The 16,218-nt window shown below is 64.1% G+C and carries 18 protein-coding genes and 2 tRNA genes; 3 read left to right on the top strand and 17 right to left on the bottom strand.

Going from position 1 to position 16,218, the window contains the following annotated elements:
* Window positions 1-213: 213 nt before the first annotated feature.
* Entirely contained in the window at window positions 214-1,041 is an 828-nt protein-coding gene (locus tag HFL01S_RS19015) for a hypothetical protein (protein WP_066261406.1), read from the top strand.
* Between the two features lie 52 nt (window positions 1,042-1,093).
* Here HFL01S_RS19015 and HFL01S_RS19020 read toward each other — a convergent pair whose 3' ends face one another.
* Complete coding sequence (locus HFL01S_RS19020; RefSeq protein WP_066261407.1) at window positions 1,094-1,456, bottom strand: type II toxin-antitoxin system HicB family antitoxin; 363 nt, start codon at window positions 1,454-1,456, stop codon at window positions 1,094-1,096.
* The gene (locus HFL01S_RS24790) at window positions 1,453-1,707 is read right to left on the bottom strand and encodes a type II toxin-antitoxin system HicA family toxin (RefSeq protein ID WP_084383502.1); all 255 of its coding nucleotides are present in this window, start codon (window positions 1,705-1,707) and stop codon (window positions 1,453-1,455) included. Before HFL01S_RS24790 ends, HFL01S_RS19020 begins: the two co-directional genes overlap by 4 nt.
* 226 nt (window positions 1,708-1,933) lie before the next feature.
* Between HFL01S_RS24790 and HFL01S_RS19025 the strand changes: the two genes are divergently transcribed.
* Entirely contained in the window at window positions 1,934-2,134 is a 201-nt protein-coding gene (locus HFL01S_RS19025; RefSeq protein ID WP_066261409.1) for a helix-turn-helix transcriptional regulator, read from the top strand.
* 148 nt (window positions 2,135-2,282) lie between these two features.
* Here HFL01S_RS19025 and HFL01S_RS19030 read toward each other — a convergent pair.
* The 7 genes from HFL01S_RS19030 to tolB form a co-directional block, all read right to left on the bottom strand.
* Window positions 2,283-2,358 (bottom strand) — tRNA-Lys (locus HFL01S_RS19030).
* Between the two features lie 55 nt (window positions 2,359-2,413).
* Window positions 2,414-2,489: transfer RNA gene (locus tag HFL01S_RS19035), tRNA-Lys, on the bottom strand.
* Between the two features lie 46 nt (window positions 2,490-2,535).
* A complete protein-coding gene (locus HFL01S_RS19040) occupies window positions 2,536-3,351 on the bottom strand; it encodes a tRNA threonylcarbamoyladenosine dehydratase (protein WP_066261410.1) in 816 nt (271 codons plus the stop codon).
* Window positions 3,348-4,460, bottom strand: a complete 1,113-nt coding sequence (locus HFL01S_RS19045) for a YeeE/YedE family protein (RefSeq protein WP_066261411.1) — start codon at window positions 4,458-4,460, stop codon at window positions 3,348-3,350. Before HFL01S_RS19045 ends, HFL01S_RS19040 begins: the two co-directional genes overlap by 4 nt.
* 56 nt (window positions 4,461-4,516) lie before the next feature.
* The gene (gene ybgF / locus HFL01S_RS19050; protein WP_066261412.1) at window positions 4,517-5,317 is read right to left on the bottom strand and encodes a tol-pal system protein YbgF; all 801 of its coding nucleotides are present in this window, start codon (window positions 5,315-5,317) and stop codon (window positions 4,517-4,519) included.
* A gap of 1 nt (window position 5,318) precedes the next feature.
* Window positions 5,319-5,786, bottom strand: coding sequence for a peptidoglycan-associated lipoprotein Pal (gene pal, locus HFL01S_RS19055; protein WP_245644865.1), 468 nt, complete (start codon window positions 5,784-5,786; stop codon window positions 5,319-5,321).
* Between the two features lie 173 nt (window positions 5,787-5,959).
* Window positions 5,960-7,270, bottom strand: coding sequence for a Tol-Pal system beta propeller repeat protein TolB (gene tolB, locus HFL01S_RS19060; RefSeq protein WP_157538950.1), 1,311 nt, complete (start codon window positions 7,268-7,270; stop codon window positions 5,960-5,962).
* 136 nt (window positions 7,271-7,406) lie between these two features.
* Between tolB and msbA the strand changes: the two genes are divergently transcribed.
* Window positions 7,407-9,230, top strand: a complete 1,824-nt coding sequence (gene msbA, locus HFL01S_RS19065; RefSeq protein WP_066261556.1) for a lipid A export permease/ATP-binding protein MsbA — start codon at window positions 7,407-7,409, stop codon at window positions 9,228-9,230.
* An 8-nt stretch (window positions 9,231-9,238) separates the two neighbouring features.
* Here msbA and rng read toward each other — a convergent pair whose 3' ends face one another.
* The 8 genes from rng to HFL01S_RS19105 are packed head-to-tail and all read right to left on the bottom strand — an operon-like array spanning window position 9,239 to window position 16,177.
* On the bottom strand, window positions 9,239-10,780 hold the full coding sequence (gene rng, locus HFL01S_RS19070) for a ribonuclease G (protein WP_066261414.1): 1,542 nt from the start codon (window positions 10,778-10,780) through the stop codon (window positions 9,239-9,241).
* A 26-nt stretch (window positions 10,781-10,806) separates the two neighbouring features.
* Entirely contained in the window at window positions 10,807-11,430 is a 624-nt protein-coding gene (locus HFL01S_RS19075) for a Maf family protein (protein WP_066261416.1), read from the bottom strand.
* A gap of 6 nt (window positions 11,431-11,436) precedes the next feature.
* Window positions 11,437-11,904, bottom strand: a complete 468-nt coding sequence (gene rlmH / locus HFL01S_RS19080) for a 23S rRNA (pseudouridine(1915)-N(3))-methyltransferase RlmH (RefSeq protein ID WP_066261417.1) — start codon at window positions 11,902-11,904, stop codon at window positions 11,437-11,439.
* Window positions 11,901-12,617 carry a ribosome silencing factor gene (gene rsfS, locus HFL01S_RS19085; RefSeq protein ID WP_066261419.1) on the bottom strand — a complete coding sequence of 239 codons (717 nt, stop codon included), beginning with the start codon at window positions 12,615-12,617 and terminating at the stop codon, window positions 11,901-11,903. The genes rlmH and rsfS overlap by 4 nt, the downstream gene beginning before the upstream one ends.
* The gene (gene nadD / locus HFL01S_RS19090) at window positions 12,614-13,264 is read right to left on the bottom strand and encodes a nicotinate (nicotinamide) nucleotide adenylyltransferase (protein ID WP_066261420.1); all 651 of its coding nucleotides are present in this window, start codon (window positions 13,262-13,264) and stop codon (window positions 12,614-12,616) included. Before nadD ends, rsfS begins: the two co-directional genes overlap by 4 nt.
* Window positions 13,264-14,178 (bottom strand): oxygen-dependent coproporphyrinogen oxidase, encoded by a 915-nt coding sequence (gene hemF / locus HFL01S_RS19095; protein WP_066261422.1) that lies wholly within the window; start codon window positions 14,176-14,178, stop codon window positions 13,264-13,266. Before hemF ends, nadD begins: the two co-directional genes overlap by 1 nt.
* A gap of 2 nt (window positions 14,179-14,180) precedes the next feature.
* A complete protein-coding gene (purD, locus tag HFL01S_RS19100; RefSeq protein ID WP_066261424.1) occupies window positions 14,181-15,455 on the bottom strand; it encodes a phosphoribosylamine--glycine ligase in 1,275 nt (424 codons plus the stop codon).
* A complete protein-coding gene (locus HFL01S_RS19105) occupies window positions 15,452-16,177 on the bottom strand; it encodes a YebC/PmpR family DNA-binding transcriptional regulator (protein ID WP_066261426.1) in 726 nt (241 codons plus the stop codon). The genes purD and HFL01S_RS19105 overlap by 4 nt, the downstream gene beginning before the upstream one ends.
* Between the last annotated feature and the right edge of the window lie 41 nt (window positions 16,178-16,218).

Genomic DNA, 16,218 nt, shown 5'->3' on the forward strand with positions numbered 1-16,218 from the left:
AACTCCAACTCCAACTCCACGCTGAGTCTGGAGCGAGGGAGCGCACCCAGCGCATGGCCGCGCTACAATGGCACAGCGTCTGTCGGCGCTAGCTGCTCACCAAGGCAAACCCGGTTCGCTGGGACGACGGTATTTCTCTTTCTTCCATTGCATTTTCCCGAACTTCTCGGAGTGCGGCAGTGAGCACCGATGTCCTCCGGTTCAGGAGCTGCAATGCACCTTTTCCCTATCACGAAGACCCGCGCTCAGAAGGTTGAACGCGAAGCCAAGCGTCTTCGCAAGCTGAATCCTGCTTTGAAGCACCCGCAGTCGCTAGACCAGGCTGCACAACAGCATGGCTTCCTTCACTGGAAGCACGTAACGCTTTGCCGCATCGAGGGCGAGAAAGCGTTGCAGAAAGCCCCACTGACAAAGCGCATGCAGCGGATCTTGGTACAGGCTGCGAAGCGCTACCCTGTGTCTGATGACACGTCTAACGCCTTTGCCGGTGGCCTCGTGGTAGCCGTCGACATCAAAGATGCTGAGCATCTGGTTTCATCGCCGATGTGCACCGAAATTGCCGATGGGTGGCCGATAGCTGCAGCCGACATTTGGCCTGTGATTCTGTTTGGTCGAAGGAGCGAACGTCCGAAGGAGGCAGAAGATCAGGCGGATTTAAAAGTACTCGACGACTTCACTTGCCTGCGCTTCTTTCGAGCCAACATGGTTTGCGATGAAAGTACATCGCTCGAATCCCTTGAGCAGCGGTTTGGAGTCGCGCTTCAGTGGTGCTGGATTCGCGGAAAGGCGGTGCATGCGACCAAGGTCGAGTGGGTCGGCCCCGAGCGCTCTCGCTTCGAGCGATTTCGCCATCTGATCGATGCGCCCTCAATGTCGTTCATCGAAAAGGAACCGCCTCACCTGGCGAACGACAGCGCGTTTCTGTATGAGAAGAAGACTCCACTTGGATCGCTGCGGTATCAGTCAGTGTCAAGCAGCGTGCAATTGAGGTGGAGCCGCGCTGTGCCCGTGGAGAAGAGCGTCGAGCAAAACGGGGCTTGAACCTCGACGTACCGAATAGGTTTGCACGAACCTATTCGGTACTAGGTCCATCCTATGCAGCCACAGCGAACCCTTCGTCGTTCTCGATTGCATGGCGAAGAGCTTCCTCTGCAAGCTGATTGAGGCTCTTTCCACCAGCAGCAGCAGCAATGGACGCCGCAGCATGCAGCTTCGGGTCCACGCGAACCACGAACTTCCCAGAGTACGGCTTGACAGGCTCTATGCCTGCCTTCTGGCATTCATCAAGGAAGATGTCCAGCGACTTCTGCCCCTCATCGCGCAGACCATCCACGGTAGAAGCGTAAAAGTCCGCACCACCGTTCAGGTTGACAAACTCGCCCCGAAACATCTCGATCTCTGGGTCGTAGCTAATCACGGCCTGGTGATCACCGAACTTCATGAGATTTTTGATCATGGCGAGACTCCGTTCTCTTCCAGCCACTTGCGGACTGATGCGACCGCGCCTTTATCAACGTCAGGTGATGGGTGCGGTCGGTGCATCACCTTGATCTGTCCAAAGAGATGGATCGCGACTCTTGATCCTTCCCTTTCAGTGAACTGCGCCCCTAGCTCGGTAAGCATAGAGACCAGATCTGGCCATTTCAGGCCAGCAGGGGTAGGCCGAGAGAAGATCAGTTCTAGGGTCTTCTGATGCTTGGCCTTCATGCAGCCATAGTATCAAAAAATGATATCAACGCGCAAGCGCATTGGTATCGAAGTGCTTCAAAAGGGAGTCGCCTGGACAAGCGTGAACGATCTTGGACGCGCATTTAAAGCAAAAGGCTACACCAAAGGCCTGAGCCTGGGCGTGTGAACGTGGTGGATGTGGCGGCGCGGAGTGGGTCTGCCCGCAGAACATCCACCGGGCTTCGGGCATTCAACAAGGAGCCCCATGAGCCAAACAATCATCAATCCTGAAACCTTGCTGCGCCTGCCCAAGGTGCTTCAGCGATTCCCCGTCTCGCGGTCTGACTGGTACGCCGGAGTGCGTGCAGGCAAGTACCCTGCCCCGCTCAAGCTGGGCGAGCGCTCGGTGGCCTGGCGAGCATCAGACATCGATGCCCTGATTGACGCGCTGCCACTGGCGCGCTGAGAAGGAGGACACACAACCAATGTGATGCGCCGATGCCACACGCAGGGGCACTCGTCGCGAAACTGGTAATGCTCTGGTAACGGAGCCACAAACAAAAAAGCCCGCTACCGTTTTAGTAGCGGGCTTTCCTTGTCCCACAAGGGGATTTTGGTAGGACGTGGCAGGCTCGAACTGCCGACCAACGGATTAAAAGTCCGCTGCTCTACCAACTGAGCTAACGTCCCATCAAACTCGAACGATCACCCTGGCTTGTGCAAGAGCTTCAAATAACCAATGTACTGGTGGGGCGTGAGTGACTCGAACACTCGACCTACGGATTAAGAGTCCGCTGCTCTACCAACTGAGCTAACGCCCCGCACACATGCCGTTGTTTTATCAATCGGATAGCGCGAAGCCTCAGATTATAGCGTCATTTCAGGCCGTTTCGAAAGTGCGCTCAGTTTGTTTGATGTGCTTTCCGCGAGAGCATTGAGCACGCTCCCCGCCGCACACAGCCCAAAGCTTGCAGTCACGCTGACCACCGACCCATAACCATGGCAGTTGAGCGATCCGTCGGATGGCGAAAGGTCGCACGACGCATCGGGCGGCGCCACGGCCTCGCGGCTGAACACGCAGTTCACACCCATGCGACCAGTTCGCGATGCACCATGTTCCCTGCGCAGTCTGTACCGCAACTGGGCCAGCAGCGGGTCGTGGGTGACCTCGGCCAGGTCGCCAACCTCGATGGCCTGCGGCTTGCGCTTGCCTCCGGCAGCGCCCACGGTCACAAACCTCTGCCGGTGCGACAAGGCCCACGCCGCCATGGCCGTTTTGGCGCGCACCTGGTCACAGGCATCGATGATCGCGACCGCGCCTGCATGCTCCAGCAGCTTGGCACCGAGCAACGGCCAGTTCGCCTCCGTCACGAAGTCATCGACCGACTCGACCACGCATGCGGGATTGATCAGCGCAATCCGCTCCCGCATGGCCTCGATCTTGGCCATGCCCAGGGTGTCGGTCATCGCATGGATCTGCCGGTTGACGTTGGACTCGGCCACGTGGTCCATGTCGACCAGCGTCAGGCGTCCCACACCACTGCGTGCGAGACCTTCCGCCGCCCAGGACCCCACCCCTCCAATGCCCACCACCACCACGTGCGCATCAAACACCGCTTGTGCGCCCTGAACACCGTAGAGACGGCGCATGCCACCGAAGCGCCGGTCGAAATCTGAGTTCATTCGCGTTCCAGCAGCCAGATCTGGAAACGGAAGCCCAGCACGGCTCCGATCATGATGCCGGTCACGGCAATGACACTGGTCAGGCTCAGCGTCGACAGACCCGACAGTCCCTGTCCGACGGTGCAACCCATGGCAGTCACACCGCCCACGCCCATGCAGGCGGCCCCGGCCAGGTGCAACGCCGTGTCCTGGGTGTCGCGAAAGCCCTCCCAGCGAAAGCTGCGAGACAGCAGTGCCTGAACGAACGAGCCAACGACCACACCGACCACTGTCACCACACCCAATGTCAGCACCTTGGAGGTGTCGCTGTAGTGAATGAGCCAGTCCAGCAGGTAGGCCATCGGCGCCGTGAAAGTCAGTGATTCCATGCGGCCGCTGTTGGTCGCGATGTACACAGACTCCAGCGTTTCGGGGTGCTCGGGCACAAAACCAAGGTGGCCACTGATCCACCACATCCCTGCGATCACCCCGCCCAGCCCGATCCCGGCCAGCAAACCATCCGCCGTACGGAAGTCCTTCCCCAGCAACGCCCAGACCATCAGCCCACCACCCACCAGCAGCGCGGCAATCAGACCAGACAGGCCGGGCACCAGATTGAAAAACTGCGTCAACCACATGGGCAGGCTCCCACCAGCGGCGATGTCCACAGCAACCTGATCGACCGTGTTCACGCGCAGCACGGCAAAGACTCCGCGCAGGGTGGCGAACGCAAAAAAACCCATGACGAAGAACACGACCAGCGACTTCAGGCTGCCCGCCCCGATGCGCACCAGCGTCTTGCTGCCACAGCCGGACGCCAGCACCATGCCGAAGCCGAACAGCAAACCACCCACGAGTGCCGACAGCCAGACGATGCGCCCGGAGCTGTAGATGGTCTTGCTGGTGTCGATCCAGCCCAGCCAGCCCATGCCGTAGAACCCGATCATGGCCACGCCCACCGCCATGCCCCACATCCGCATGCGGGTCCAGGACCCCATGTTGACGATGTCGCTCACCGCCCCCATGGTGCAGAACTGGGTCCGCTGGGCGATGAAGCCGAAAAGACAAGAGGCCGCGAATGCGGCCCAGAGAACAGTGGCTTGAAGAGTTTGAATGCCGGCGAGATCCATCCGGCGATTGTAGAAGCGGCCCTCCACCCCGGGCAGGGTGGAGGCTTCTTGCGGAATCAGCGCAGACGGGACAGCCGCTCGCGGCCTGCGGCAGCGGCCTCGGACTGGGGATAGGTCCGGACCAGGGTCTCCAGCGTGCGCTGGGCCGACTTGTTGCCCTTGAGTTCGACCTGGCTATTGGCCATGGCGAGCATGGCTTCAGGGGTGCGCATGTGGGTCGGGTACTGGCTCACCAGGCGCCGGTGGCTGTCAATCGACTCCTTGTAGGCACGGGTGGCGTACAAAGCATTGCCCTGCCAGTACAAGGCAGACGGGATGTAGCCACTGCCAGGAAAACGCCGCAGGAAAGCCGAGTAGGCAGAGGCGGCTCCGGCGAAATCCGACTTGCGCAGCAGTTCCATGGCCGCATCGTACTCGCGCTTTTCCTCTGGCGATGCGGAGAACTCCACGCCGTCGACCGACACCTTGCTGGGCTCGACCTGCTTCAGACGCTCGTCGACCCCTGCCTGGACATCCTTCTGCTGACGCTGCAACTCCGACACATCGCGAGCCAGCTGCTCGTTCTGGCCACGCAGACGGGCGATCTCAGCCCTGAGCTGTTCGTTCTGGTTGGACAGCTCAAGAAGGCTTCGCTGGCTGGCCGAGCCAGAATCGCGCGACTCCGCCGCCATGCGATTGAGCTTTGCATCGACTTCCAGCTTGTACGCGTCGAACTTCTGCCGAAGGTCCAGGATCGCCTTGCGCGCTTCGTCGTCATCAAACAGGGCGTGGGCCTGCAGCGGCCACAGGCAGGCGCCAACCAGCGCCATGGCCACCGCCACACGAACAGACAGGACAGCAGATGTGCGCACGGCCATGTCAGCGGTAGGTCATTTCCACACGGCGATTCTTGGCATAGGACGTCTCATCCATGCCCATCGCGGCAGGCTTTTCTTCCCCGAAGCTCACCGGCTCCATCTGGGACTCGCTCACACCCAGCAGTGCCAGCGAACGGCGAACGGCCTCTGCGCGCTTCTGACCGAGCGCCAGGTTGTACTCACGGCCACCGCGCTCGTCGGTGTGTCCTTCCAGGGCGACCTTGCGGTTCGGGTTGGCCTTGAGATAGCGGGCGTTGGCTTCGAGCGCTGCGGTGTACTCGGCACGAACCTCGAAGCTGTCGTAGTCGAAGTAGACGATGCGGGAGAGCGCAGCAGGCTGCTCCGTGTCCATGCCCGGAACCTGCACCCCGGTGACACCACGCGGATCGACGCCGGAACCTGAGCCATCCTGACCGGCCTGGCCAGTGGTGGTGTTGCGGTCTTCGACCGGCGCTTCATCCAGCTTCACGCTGGAGCCACAGGCCGCGAGCGACGCCACTAGGATCAGGGCGCCGAGCCGGGAAGCCCAATGGGAAGTTTTGCGTTGCGCAGCTGGGGTCGAGGAGTTATTCATTGACAGGTCCCTTTCTGAATCGGGTTGGTTGGTTTTAAAAAGAGGCAAGGCACCAAAGCGGCACGACGTCAGCGGGCGAACGGACCCCACTCGGGCTCTCGGATGTCGCCCTGGGCACCGGTCAGCCGCGTCTTGACGCGTCCGTCGACGGTCGACGTCATCAGTGCCTCTTGGCCTCGATCACGGGTGGCGTATACGATGAGTCGGCTATTGGGTGCAAAACTGGGGCTTTCGTCTGCGCTCGCATCGCTCAGCGCGGTCACGTTGCCGCTGGACAGCTCCATCACATGCAAGCGGAACGCTCCGCCCACGCGGGAGATGAAGGCCAGCCAGCGCCCGTCCGGGCTGGGCGCCGGAGAGATGTTGTAGTTGCCGGTGAAGGTCAGGCGTTGAGGGTTCTCGCCGCCGGCACCCATGCGGTAGATCTGGGGCGAGCCACCACGGTCGCTCACGAAGTAGATCGAGCGGCCATCAGCGCTGAACACCGGCTCGGTATCGATGCTGCCCGACTGGGTCAGCCTGCGCGGCTGGCCACCGTTGGCATCCATGGCGTACACCTGCGCATTGCCGGAGAGCGACAGCGTAGCCACAACCTGCCGGCCATCAGGCGACCAGGAGGGTGCACTGTTGGAGCCGCGGAAGTTGGCCAGCAGGCGGCGTTTGCCGGTGGCGACATCGTGCGAGTAGATGACGGGCTTGCGCGACTCGAACGACACATAGGCCAGTTGCCCACCACCGGGCGCCCAGCTCGGGGAAATGATCGGCTCAGGACTGCTCAGTGTGGCCTTCGCATTTTCGCCATCCGAGTCTGCCACCAGCAAGGTGTATCGCGGACCGTTCTTGGTCACGTACGCGATGCGAGTGGCAAACACCCCTTTTTCACCCGTGAGCTTCTCGTACACGTAATCGGCGATGCGGTGCGCCGCGTAGCGCAGATCGCCGGCGTTGACCGGGTAGCTGAGCCCTCCGAGGTCCTGTCCGCGAACCGAGTCCCAGAGCCGGAAGCGGATGTCAAAGCGACCATCGGCCAGCCTGGACACGCTGCCGGTGAGCACAGCGTCTGTGCCCTTCTCGCGCCAGGCGGCCAGATCTGGGCGGGAAGTCTCGTCCAGACGAACCGGCAGCGGCTCGAGAAACCTGAACTGTCCGCTGCGCTCGAGGTCGGCCCGGACGATCGCGATCATGTCCTGGTTGGCCAGACCGTTGTCGCGGAAGGTCACACCAGAAATCGGAATCTGGGTAACGCCGGCGCCAGAGACTTCGACGCGAAACTGCGCCAGAGCGTTTTGGAGGGGGAGGACCGCCAGCGGGAGCACGGCGGCTTGGGACAACAGATGCCGCCGCGTGGGCAGCCATTCGGGTCGATTCAAATCCAGCATGCGTCGGGTGTTGGTGTCAGCGACAGAAAGCGCAACCGTCGGATAATACCGGAAGCGCATCACGGGGCCGTGACAAGATGTGCCATATCCTTGCAGCGCGCGGGCTCTGGAGCCTGCTGTTGACCCACACGAACCACTGATCGCCGTCTTGACCTCGCCCTCCACACCTGCCGCACCGCCCACCGCCACCATCCGCGAGCGCCTGGTGAGGTTCTGGCCGTACTTCCGATCGGCGTCGGCGGGCATCGTGCTGGCGGTGATCTGCACCATCATCGGAGCACTCACCGAGCCGATGATTCCCGCACTGCTCAAGACGCTGCTGGACAGCGGCTTCTCTGAAGGAAACATCGACCTCTGGATGGTTCCGGTGGCCCTTTTGGGACTGTTCGGCATCCGCGGCCTGGCTGGCTTCCTGGCGCAGTATGCGTTGTCCTACACCGCCAGTCTGGGCCTGCTCAATCTGCGCCGCGCCATGTTTGCCAAGCTCAACGACGCGCAGCTGACGCTGTTCGCCCGTCAGAGTGCCAGCAAGCTCTCCAACACGCTGGTGTACGAGGTGCAGACGGGCTCCACCCTGCTGGTCAACGCCCTCTTGACCCTCGCCAAGGACAGCCTCACGCTGCTGGCACTGCTGGGTTATCTGATGTATCTGAACTGGAAACTCACCCTCATCGTGCTCTTCCTGTTCCCGGCGCTGGTGGTGGTGATGCGGGTGCTCTCGCGCCGCCTCTACAGCCTGACCAAGTCCAGCCAGCAGGCCACCGACGAACTGGCCTATGTGGTCGAGGAGAACGCCCTCGCCCACCGGATGGTCCGCCTGCACGGCGCACAGGAGCGCCAGTCCGAACGCTTCGAGTCGCTGAGCGTGCGCCTGCGCCGGCTGGCGCTGAAGTCGACCATCGCGCAGGCGGCCATGACACCGCTCACGCAGATGCTGGCGGCAGTGGCCCTGTCGGCGGTGATCGCCGTGGCCTTGTGGCAGAGCAGCCGCAGCGGCGTCACCGTCGGCAACTTCGTGGCCTTCGTGACGGCCATGCTGATGCTGGTGGCGCCCATCCGGCACCTGGCCGAGATCGCGGGCCCCATCACCAGGGGCCTGGCGGCGCTGGAACGCGGTCTGGAGCTGATCGAGGACACACCCGAACAGTCCAGCGGCGCCCACCAGGCCGATCGCGTCCAGGGTGCCATCGAACTGAGGGAGGTCTGGGTGCGCTACCCGTCGCGAGACGACGAGAACACCAGCGACGACGAGGTGAACCGCACCGCGCTGTGTGGCGTGTCCCTGCATGCCCAGCCGGGTGAAGTGCTGGCATTGGTGGGGCCTTCGGGCTCAGGCAAGACCACGCTCGCGAACCTGCTGCCCCGTTTTGTCGAGGTGCTGCATGGCGATGTGCTGCTCGACGGCGTGGCCCTGCCGGACTGGGACCTGCACTGCCTTCGCCGACAGTTTGCGATGGTCAGCCAGGACGTGATCATGCTCAACGACACCCTCGCCGCAAACGTGGCGCTGGGCGCTGCGGAAGGCGCCATCGACGAGGAGAAAGTGCTCGCGGCCCTCCACTCGGCCAACCTGGGCGAGCTGGTTTCGCGGCTGCCACGCGGCATCCACAGCAACGTCGGACACAACGCGGCCGAGCTGTCGGGCGGACAGCGCCAGCGGCTGGCGATTGCCAGGGCGATCTACAAGGATGCGCCGGTCCTGATCCTCGACGAAGCCACCTCCGCGCTGGACAACGAGTCCGAGCGGCTGGTGCAGGAAGCGCTGGCACGCCTCATGAAAGGCCGCACGACGCTGGTGATCGCCCACCGACTCTCGACCATCGAACACGCCGACCGTGTGGTCGTGCTGGCCAACGGCCGCATCGCGGAGCAAGGCACCCACCAGGAGCTGCTGCGCGCGGGTGGCCTGTACGCACGGCTGCACGCCCAGGGCTTCTCACCGGAGCCGGAGGCGGTGTGAACCAGGACTCAGAGCAGGACGATGTCGTACTGCTCCTGGGTCATCGAACTCTCGGCCTGCAGCGAGATGGGCTTGCCGATGAAGTCCGAAAGGCCTGCCAGGTGCTGCCCCTCTTCGTCCAGAAACAGCTCGATCACCCGGGGTGAAGCCACCACCCGGAACTCGCGCGGGCTGAAGGCCCGCGCCTCACGCAGGATTTCGCGCAGGATGTCGTAACAGACGCTGCGCGCTGTCTTCACCACACCTTTGCCATCGCAAGATGGGCACGGCTCGCTGAGCATGTGGGCCAGGGACTCGCGGGTGCGTTTGCGGGTCATCTCCACCAGGCCGAGCTGCGAGAAGCCGCCCGTCATGGTCTTCACACGATCCCTCGACAACTGTTTGCGGAACTCGGTCAGCACGGCGTCGCGGTGGTCTTCGCGCACCATGTCGATGAAGTCCACGATGACGATGCCACCCAGGTTGCGCAAGCGCAGCTGGCGGGCAATGGCCTGGGCCGCCTCCAGGTTGGTGCGGAAGACCGTGTCGTCGAAATTGCGTGCCCCGACGAACCCGCCCGTGTTCACGTCGACCGTGGTCAGCGCCTCAGTCTGGTCGATCACCAGATAACCGCCGGACTTGAGATCGACCCGACGACTGAGCGCGCGAGCGATCTCCTCGTCGATGTTGAACAGGTCAAAGATCGGCCGTTCGCCGGTGTAGAGCTGCAGCTTGCTGGCGGTGTCGGGCATGAACTCAGCCGCAAAGGCCTGCAGCAGCCCGAACTGCTCGCGGGAATCGATGCGGATCGAGTGCGTCTGCGCGCCCACCAGGTCGCGCAGCACCCGCTGCATCAGGTTGAGGTCCACATGCAGCACGGTGGCGGCGGGCTGGCGCGAAGCCGCGTCCTTGATGCGTTGCCAGGTCTTGCGCAGATAGGCGATGTCTTCGCCCAGTTCTTGGTCGCTGGCGTCCTCGGCGTTGGTGCGCAGGATGAAGCCGCCGGCCGCGCTGCCATCGGGCATGGCTGTCAGCGTCAGCAGGCGCTGGCGCAGCGACTCGCGCTGAGCCGAGGGGATCTTCTGCGACACGCCGATGTGGTTGTCCTGCGGCAGAAACACCAGCAGCCGGCCCGCGATGCTGATCTGCGCGGTCAGGCGCGCGCCCTTGGTCCCGATGGGGTCCTTCAGGACCTGAACCATCAGCGCCTGTCCCTCGAAGATCTGCCGCTCGATCGGCTGCACCGGGTCAGGGGCCAGCACGCGGTTGCCGCCGCCGTTGGGGGCATCGGAACCCGGCTGGGCGGCGGCCCGCTCGCGCGGCGCCGCGTGTTTGGCCGTGATGTTGGGCATCAGGTCGGCCACGTGCAGGAAGGCCGCACGGTCCAGGCCGATGTCGATGAAGGCCGACTGCATGCCCGGCAGCACGCGGGACACCTTTCCGAGGTAGATGTTGCCCACCAGGCCGCGCTCAAGGGTCCGTTCCAGGTGCACTTCCTGCACCGCACCCTGCTCCACCACGGCCACACGGGTTTCCTGGGGTGCCCAGTTGATCAGGATGTCCTGGCTCATCGATGCCTCGTATTTGTGTTCAGGGTTCAGCAGGCCAGCCGCACACCTGCAGCCCGCAGGAGTTGCGCCGTTTCATGCGCTGGCAAGCCCATGATGCCCGAGTAACTGCCGCTGATGTGCCGGATGTGCAGGGCCGCCGCGCCCTGTATGGCATAGGCTCCAGCCTTGCCCATGGGCTCGCCGCTGTCGACGTAGCGTCGGATGTCCGCGCCACTCCATGGGTCGAACTCGACCTGCGAGATGGACAGCGCCGCCCACTGCCGGCCCGGCCCCCGGACCGCGGGTCGCGCCACCGCCACCGCCGTCAGCACGCGATGGCGCCGGCCGGACAGATCGGACAGCATGCGCCGGGCCTCGGTGGCGTCGGCGGGCTTGCCCAGAATGCGGCGCCCGAGCGCCACGGTGGTGTCTGCGCACAGCACCGGCGCCAGCGGCCACCCCTTGCGCCGGAGCCTGTCCACGGACGCCTGCAGCTTGAGACCCGTCACCCGCTGCACGTAGGCGGCAGGCGCCTCCTCTGGTTTCACCGCCTCCAGAGCCTCGACATCCTCGTCGGCGTCGGGCAACAGCAGCTCGCAACGCACCCCCCATTGCTCCAGCAGTTGCTTGCGTCGGGGGCTCTGGGAGGCCAGGTAGATGAAGTCACTCACGGCGGATCATTCCCGGTGGTAGGGGTGGTTGGCGTTGATCGACCATGCGCGGTAGAGCTGCTCGATCAGCAGCACCCGGACCATGGCGTGGGGCAGTGTCATGTCCGACAGGCGGATGCGCTGGTGGGCCACCTCCCGAAACGCCGGTTCGAGGCCATCCGGGCCACCGATCACCAGCGCCACATCGTCGCCACCGAGCTGCCAGGCCTTGAGCTGCTGGGCCAGTGCCTTGGTGGTCAGCTGCGCTCCACGCTCGTCGAGCACCACCACGCGGCAGCCCTTGGGCAGGGCGGCCACGATGCGCTCGCGCTCGGCAGCCATGACGGTTTCCACCGTCTTGGCGCCACGCGGCTCGGTCTTCACAGTTTTGATCTCCACCCGGAGCTCGGGCGGAAATCGCTTGGCGTAGTCGTCGTAGGCGGTCTGGGCCCAGTCGGGCATGCGCTGCCCAACCGCGACGATCACCAGCTTCATGTCTTCTTCTTGGGCGCGGCTTTTTTCGCGGCGGCGGGTTTCTTTGCAGCCGGCTTGGGCTTGTTGACCACCAGCTTGGGCAGTGCGGCCTTGGGTTTGGTCGTCTTCGCTGCAGTGGTTGTCTTGCGCGGGGCCTTGGCCGCAGGGGTCTTGACGGCCGCCGTCTTGGCAGCAGCCTTCTTGGCGGGCGCCTTAGCCGGTGCGGCTGCCGCTGCCGCGGCGGCCGCCTTGGCCTGCTTGCGGGCCACGGACTTTGCGTCCACCGGCTTCACTTCCTTCTCGGCACCCTTGCGGGTGGTCTTGCTCGCCGGCTTGGCGGCCGCGCGCGCCTCGGCGGCCTTCTCCGCTGCGCTCTTGAGCCGCACCGGCTTCTGGCCCCAGATCTCTTCGAGGCGGTAGTACTGCCGGATCACCGGTTGCATCACATGGGCCACCGCCTGACCACAGTCGATGATGATCCACTCACCGTTGTCTTCGCCCTCGATGCGGGGCTTGTCGAAGCCGGCCTCCCGCACCGCGTCGCGAACGCTGGAGGCCAGCGCCTTGGTCTGCCGGTTGGAGGTGCCACTGGCGATGATCACGCGCTCGAACAGCGGCGACAGTGTTTCTGTGTTGAAGACCACGATGTCCTGGCCCTTGACGTCCTCCAGTCCGTCGACGATGGCACGCTGGAGTTTCTGAATGTCTTTTTTGGCGGTGGTTTCGCTGGTCATGAAGGCTGTCGGTAAAGGGAATGGGTGGAAATATAGCCGGCGACGGCCTCGGGCACCAGCGCGGCCAGTTCCTGGGGCGCCGCACCGGACGAAGCCATCGAGCGGAGAGTGGTGGAGCTGATGGGCGAAAGCGGCACCGGCAGCCGGAGGTGCGGCACGGGCGAGTCGTCGCTGGTATCACCAGACAACGGGGTCGCAGCAGATGGGAAACCGGGACGACCCGCCACCACCAGCTGCGCCGAATCGAGCACATCCGGCCAGCGCTTCCATGTCCTGAAGGCGGCCAGCTGGTCTTCGCCGATCACCAGGAACAACTCGGCACCCGGGTACTGGCGCGCCAGTTCATCCAGGGTGTCGATGGTGTAGGAGTCGCCCGGGCGATCAATTTCGCGGCGGTCCACGCACACGCGCCCCAGGTCGCCAAAGGCCAGCGCACACATGGCGAGCCGGTGCTCCGCCGAGCTGAGCGCGCGCGCCTTGTGCCAGGCGCGCCCGGTGGGCAGGATGTGTAGGCGGTCGAGCTGCAACACGTCCAGCGCAGACTCCACCAGCAGGCGGTGCGCACGGTGCGGCGGATCGAATGCGCCACCGAACAGGCCGACTCTCTGTACGGGCGCCGTCCGGTCATTCGACCGCGCAGAAGGCATCAAACCCAGTCCTTGCGCACCAAAAAGTCGCTGTAGAGCCGTGCCTCGTGGGAGTCGGGCGCTTCCTGTCGCTGGTAGGACCAGCTCACCAGGGGAGGCATGGACAGCAGGATGGACTCGCTGCGCCCGCCCGACTGCAAACCGAAGTGGGTGCCGCGGTCCCAGACCAGGTTGAACTCCACATAGCGGCCACGACGGTACAGCTGAAACTCCCGCTCACGTTCGCCGCAGGGAAGCGACTTGCGGCGGTCCACGATAGGCAGGTAGGCGTCCAGGAACGCATCGCCCACCGAGCGCATCATGGCGAAGCTGCCCTCGAAGCCCAGCTCCGAGAAGTCGTCGAAGAACACACCACCGATGCCACGCTGCTCGTCGCGGTGCTTCAGGTAGAAATACTCGTCGCACCACTTCTTGAAGCGGGGGTACTTGTCGACACCAAACGGGTCCAGCGCGGCCTTGCAGGTGCGGTGGAAGTGTTCGGCGTCTTCTTCAAAACCGTAGTACGGCGTCAGGTCCATGCCCCCGCCGAACCAGCACACCGGCTGTCCGCCCTTCGGCGTGGCAGCGATCATGCGAACGTTCATGTGGACGGTCGGCGCCATGGGGTTGCGCGGGTGAAACACCAGCGAGACGCCCATCGCCTCGAAGGGTGCCCCCGAGAGCTCCGGCCGGTGCTGGGTGGCCGAAGGCGGCAGGGCGGGCCCCGTCACATGCGAAAAACCGCACCCTGCCCGCTCGAACACGGCGCCGTCTTCGAGGATCTGGGTGATGCCACTGCCTTGCAGGCGCTCGCCCGCCGGCTTTTTCCAGTGGTCCACGACGAAGCTCCCGCCGTCCACCACAGCAATGGTGGACGTGATACGGTCCTGAAGATTGACGAGGTAGTCGCGGACAAGCCGTGCGGGATTGTTCATGGTCAGAGCGCCCGGTAACCGATGTCGCGGCGGCACTGCATGCCGTCAAAGCGGATGCCATCGACCACGCCGTAGGCCTTGTGCTGCGCGGCGGCCACCGTGTCGGCCAGCGCCGTCACGCACAGCACGCGGCCGCCCGACACCACCACCTCACCGTTGGCGTCGGCCGTTCCGGCGTGGAACACCATGCGGTCGGCCTCGTCGGCCGGTAGGCCACTGATGGCGTCGCCCTTGCGCGGGTTCATGGGGTAACCGGCGGCGGCCAGCACCACGCCCAGCGCCACGCGCGGATCCCATTCCAGCGTCACCTGGTCCAGTTCGGCGCGGGTGGCCGAGAGCAGCACCTGGGCCAAGTTGGAGCGCAGGCGCATCATGATCGGCTGCGTTTCCGGGTCGCCCATGCGGCAGTTGAATTCGAGCGTCTTCACACGGCCATCGGGCGTGATCATCAGGCCGGCATATAGGAAACCGGTGTAGGGAATGCCGTCGGCGGCCATGCCACGCAGCGTGGGCAGGATCACCTCGTCCGTGGCGCGCTGGTGCACCGCAGGCGTCACCACCGGCGCGGGCGAATAGGCGCCCATGCCGCCGGTGTTCGGACCCTGGTCGGCGTCCAGCAGGCGCTTGTGGTCCTGGCTGGTGGCCAGCGACAGCGCGTTGACACCATCGCACAGCACGATGAAACTGGCCTCCTCGCCTTCGAGGAACTCCTCGATGACCACGCGGGCGCCGCCTTCGTTGTGCGCCACGCCCAGCTTGTTGTCCAGCAGCATGAAGTCGATGGCCTCGTGAGCCTCGGCCAGCGACATCGCCACGACCACGCCTTTGCCTGCCGCCAGGCCGTCGGCCTTGATCACGATGGGCGCGCCCTTGGCGTCCACATAGGCGTGGGCCTGCACCGCGTCGGTGAAGGTCTGGTACTCGGCCGTGGGAATGCCATGGCGCTGCATGAAGGCCTTGCTGAAGGCCTTGGAGCTTTCCAGTTGCGCGGCCTTCTGCGTCGGACCGAAGATGGCCAGACCATGGGCACGGAACTCGTCCACCACACCGGCCGCCAGCGGCGCCTCGGGGCCGACCACCGTCAGACCAATGCCATTGGCCTGCACCCACTCGCGCAGCGCCACCTTGTCGGTAATCGGCAGATTGGTCAGTTGCGCGTCGCGCGCGGTGCCCGCATTGCCCGGTGCGACAAACACCTGCTCAACGCCCTCGGACTGCTTGAGCTTCCACGCCAGCGCGTGCTCGCGGCCACCGCCGCCAATCACCAGGACTTTCATTCGTTGATCTCGGCGTTGTGAAAGACTTCCTGCACGTCGTCCAGGTCTTCGATGATGTCCAGCAGCTTCTGCATGCGAGCGGCGTCCTCGCCGGTGAGCTCGATGGTGTTCTCGGGCCGCATGGTCACTTCGGCCACCTCGGGCTTGAGGCCTGCGGCCTCCAGCGCATTTTTCACGGCCTCGAAATCGGTGTAGGCCGTCAGCACCTCGATCGCGCCATCGTCGTCGGTGATCACGTCTTCGGCGCCGGCTTCCAGCGCCACTTCCATGACCTTGTCTTCGCTCGTGCCGGGCGCAAAGATGATCTGGCCGCAGTGCTTGAACTGGAAGGCCACCGAACCTTCGGTGCCCAGGTTGCCGCCGTGCTTGCTGAAGGCGTGGCGGATCTCAGCCACCGTGCGCACCTTGTTGTCGGTCATGGTGTCGACGATGATCGCCGCGCCACCAATGCCGTAGCCCTCGTAGCGGATTTCTTCCAGCGCCTGGCCTTCAAGGTTGCCCGAGGCCTTGTCCACGTTGTACTTGATGCGGTCGGCCGGCATGTTGGCCGCCTTAGCCTTGTCAATCGCCAGCCGCAGACGCGGATTCATGGCCGGGTCGCCGCCACCGGTGCGGGCCGCGACGGTGATCTCGCGGATCACGCGCGTCCAGATCTTTCCCCGCTTCTCATCCTGCCGGCCCTTGCGGTGTTGAATGTTGGCCCATTTGCTGTGTCCAGCCACGAGAGAGTCCTTTTTTCTGACCAGAATTTGGTGTAATAACC

This window comes from Hydrogenophaga flava NBRC 102514, from assembly GCF_001571145.1.
Classification (GTDB): Bacteria; Pseudomonadota; Gammaproteobacteria; order Burkholderiales; family Burkholderiaceae_C; genus Hydrogenophaga; species Hydrogenophaga flava.

What these genes read in the sequence shown, in the direction of transcription:
- HFL01S_RS19015 (WP_066261406.1), top strand. Translation starts at nt 214, where the DNA reads ATGCACCTTTTCCCTATCACGAAGACCCGCGCTCAGAAGGTTGAACGC.
- HFL01S_RS19020 (WP_066261407.1), bottom strand. Translation starts at nt 1,456, where the DNA reads ATGATCAAAAATCTCATGAAGTTCGGTGATCACCAGGCCGTGATTAGC.
- HFL01S_RS24790 (WP_084383502.1), bottom strand. Translation starts at nt 1,707, where the DNA reads ATGAAGGCCAAGCATCAGAAGACCCTAGAACTGATCTTCTCTCGGCCT.
- HFL01S_RS19025 (WP_066261409.1), top strand. Translation starts at nt 1,934, where the DNA reads ATGAGCCAAACAATCATCAATCCTGAAACCTTGCTGCGCCTGCCCAAG.
- HFL01S_RS19040 (WP_066261410.1), bottom strand. Translation starts at nt 3,351, where the DNA reads ATGAACTCAGATTTCGACCGGCGCTTCGGTGGCATGCGCCGTCTCTAC.
- HFL01S_RS19045 (WP_066261411.1), bottom strand. Translation starts at nt 4,460, where the DNA reads ATGGATCTCGCCGGCATTCAAACTCTTCAAGCCACTGTTCTCTGGGCC.
- ybgF (WP_066261412.1), bottom strand. Translation starts at nt 5,317, where the DNA reads ATGGCCGTGCGCACATCTGCTGTCCTGTCTGTTCGTGTGGCGGTGGCC.
- tolB (WP_157538950.1), bottom strand. Translation starts at nt 7,270, where the DNA reads ATGCTGGATTTGAATCGACCCGAATGGCTGCCCACGCGGCGGCATCTG.
- rng (WP_066261414.1), bottom strand. Translation starts at nt 10,780, where the DNA reads ATGAGCCAGGACATCCTGATCAACTGGGCACCCCAGGAAACCCGTGTG.
- rlmH (WP_066261417.1), bottom strand. Translation starts at nt 11,904, where the DNA reads ATGAAGCTGGTGATCGTCGCGGTTGGGCAGCGCATGCCCGACTGGGCC.
- rsfS (WP_066261419.1), bottom strand. Translation starts at nt 12,617, where the DNA reads ATGACCAGCGAAACCACCGCCAAAAAAGACATTCAGAAACTCCAGCGT.
- nadD (WP_066261420.1), bottom strand. Translation starts at nt 13,264, where the DNA reads ATGCCTTCTGCGCGGTCGAATGACCGGACGGCGCCCGTACAGAGAGTC.
- hemF (WP_066261422.1), bottom strand. Translation starts at nt 14,178, where the DNA reads ATGAACAATCCCGCACGGCTTGTCCGCGACTACCTCGTCAATCTTCAG.
- purD (WP_066261424.1), bottom strand. Translation starts at nt 15,455, where the DNA reads ATGAAAGTCCTGGTGATTGGCGGCGGTGGCCGCGAGCACGCGCTGGCG.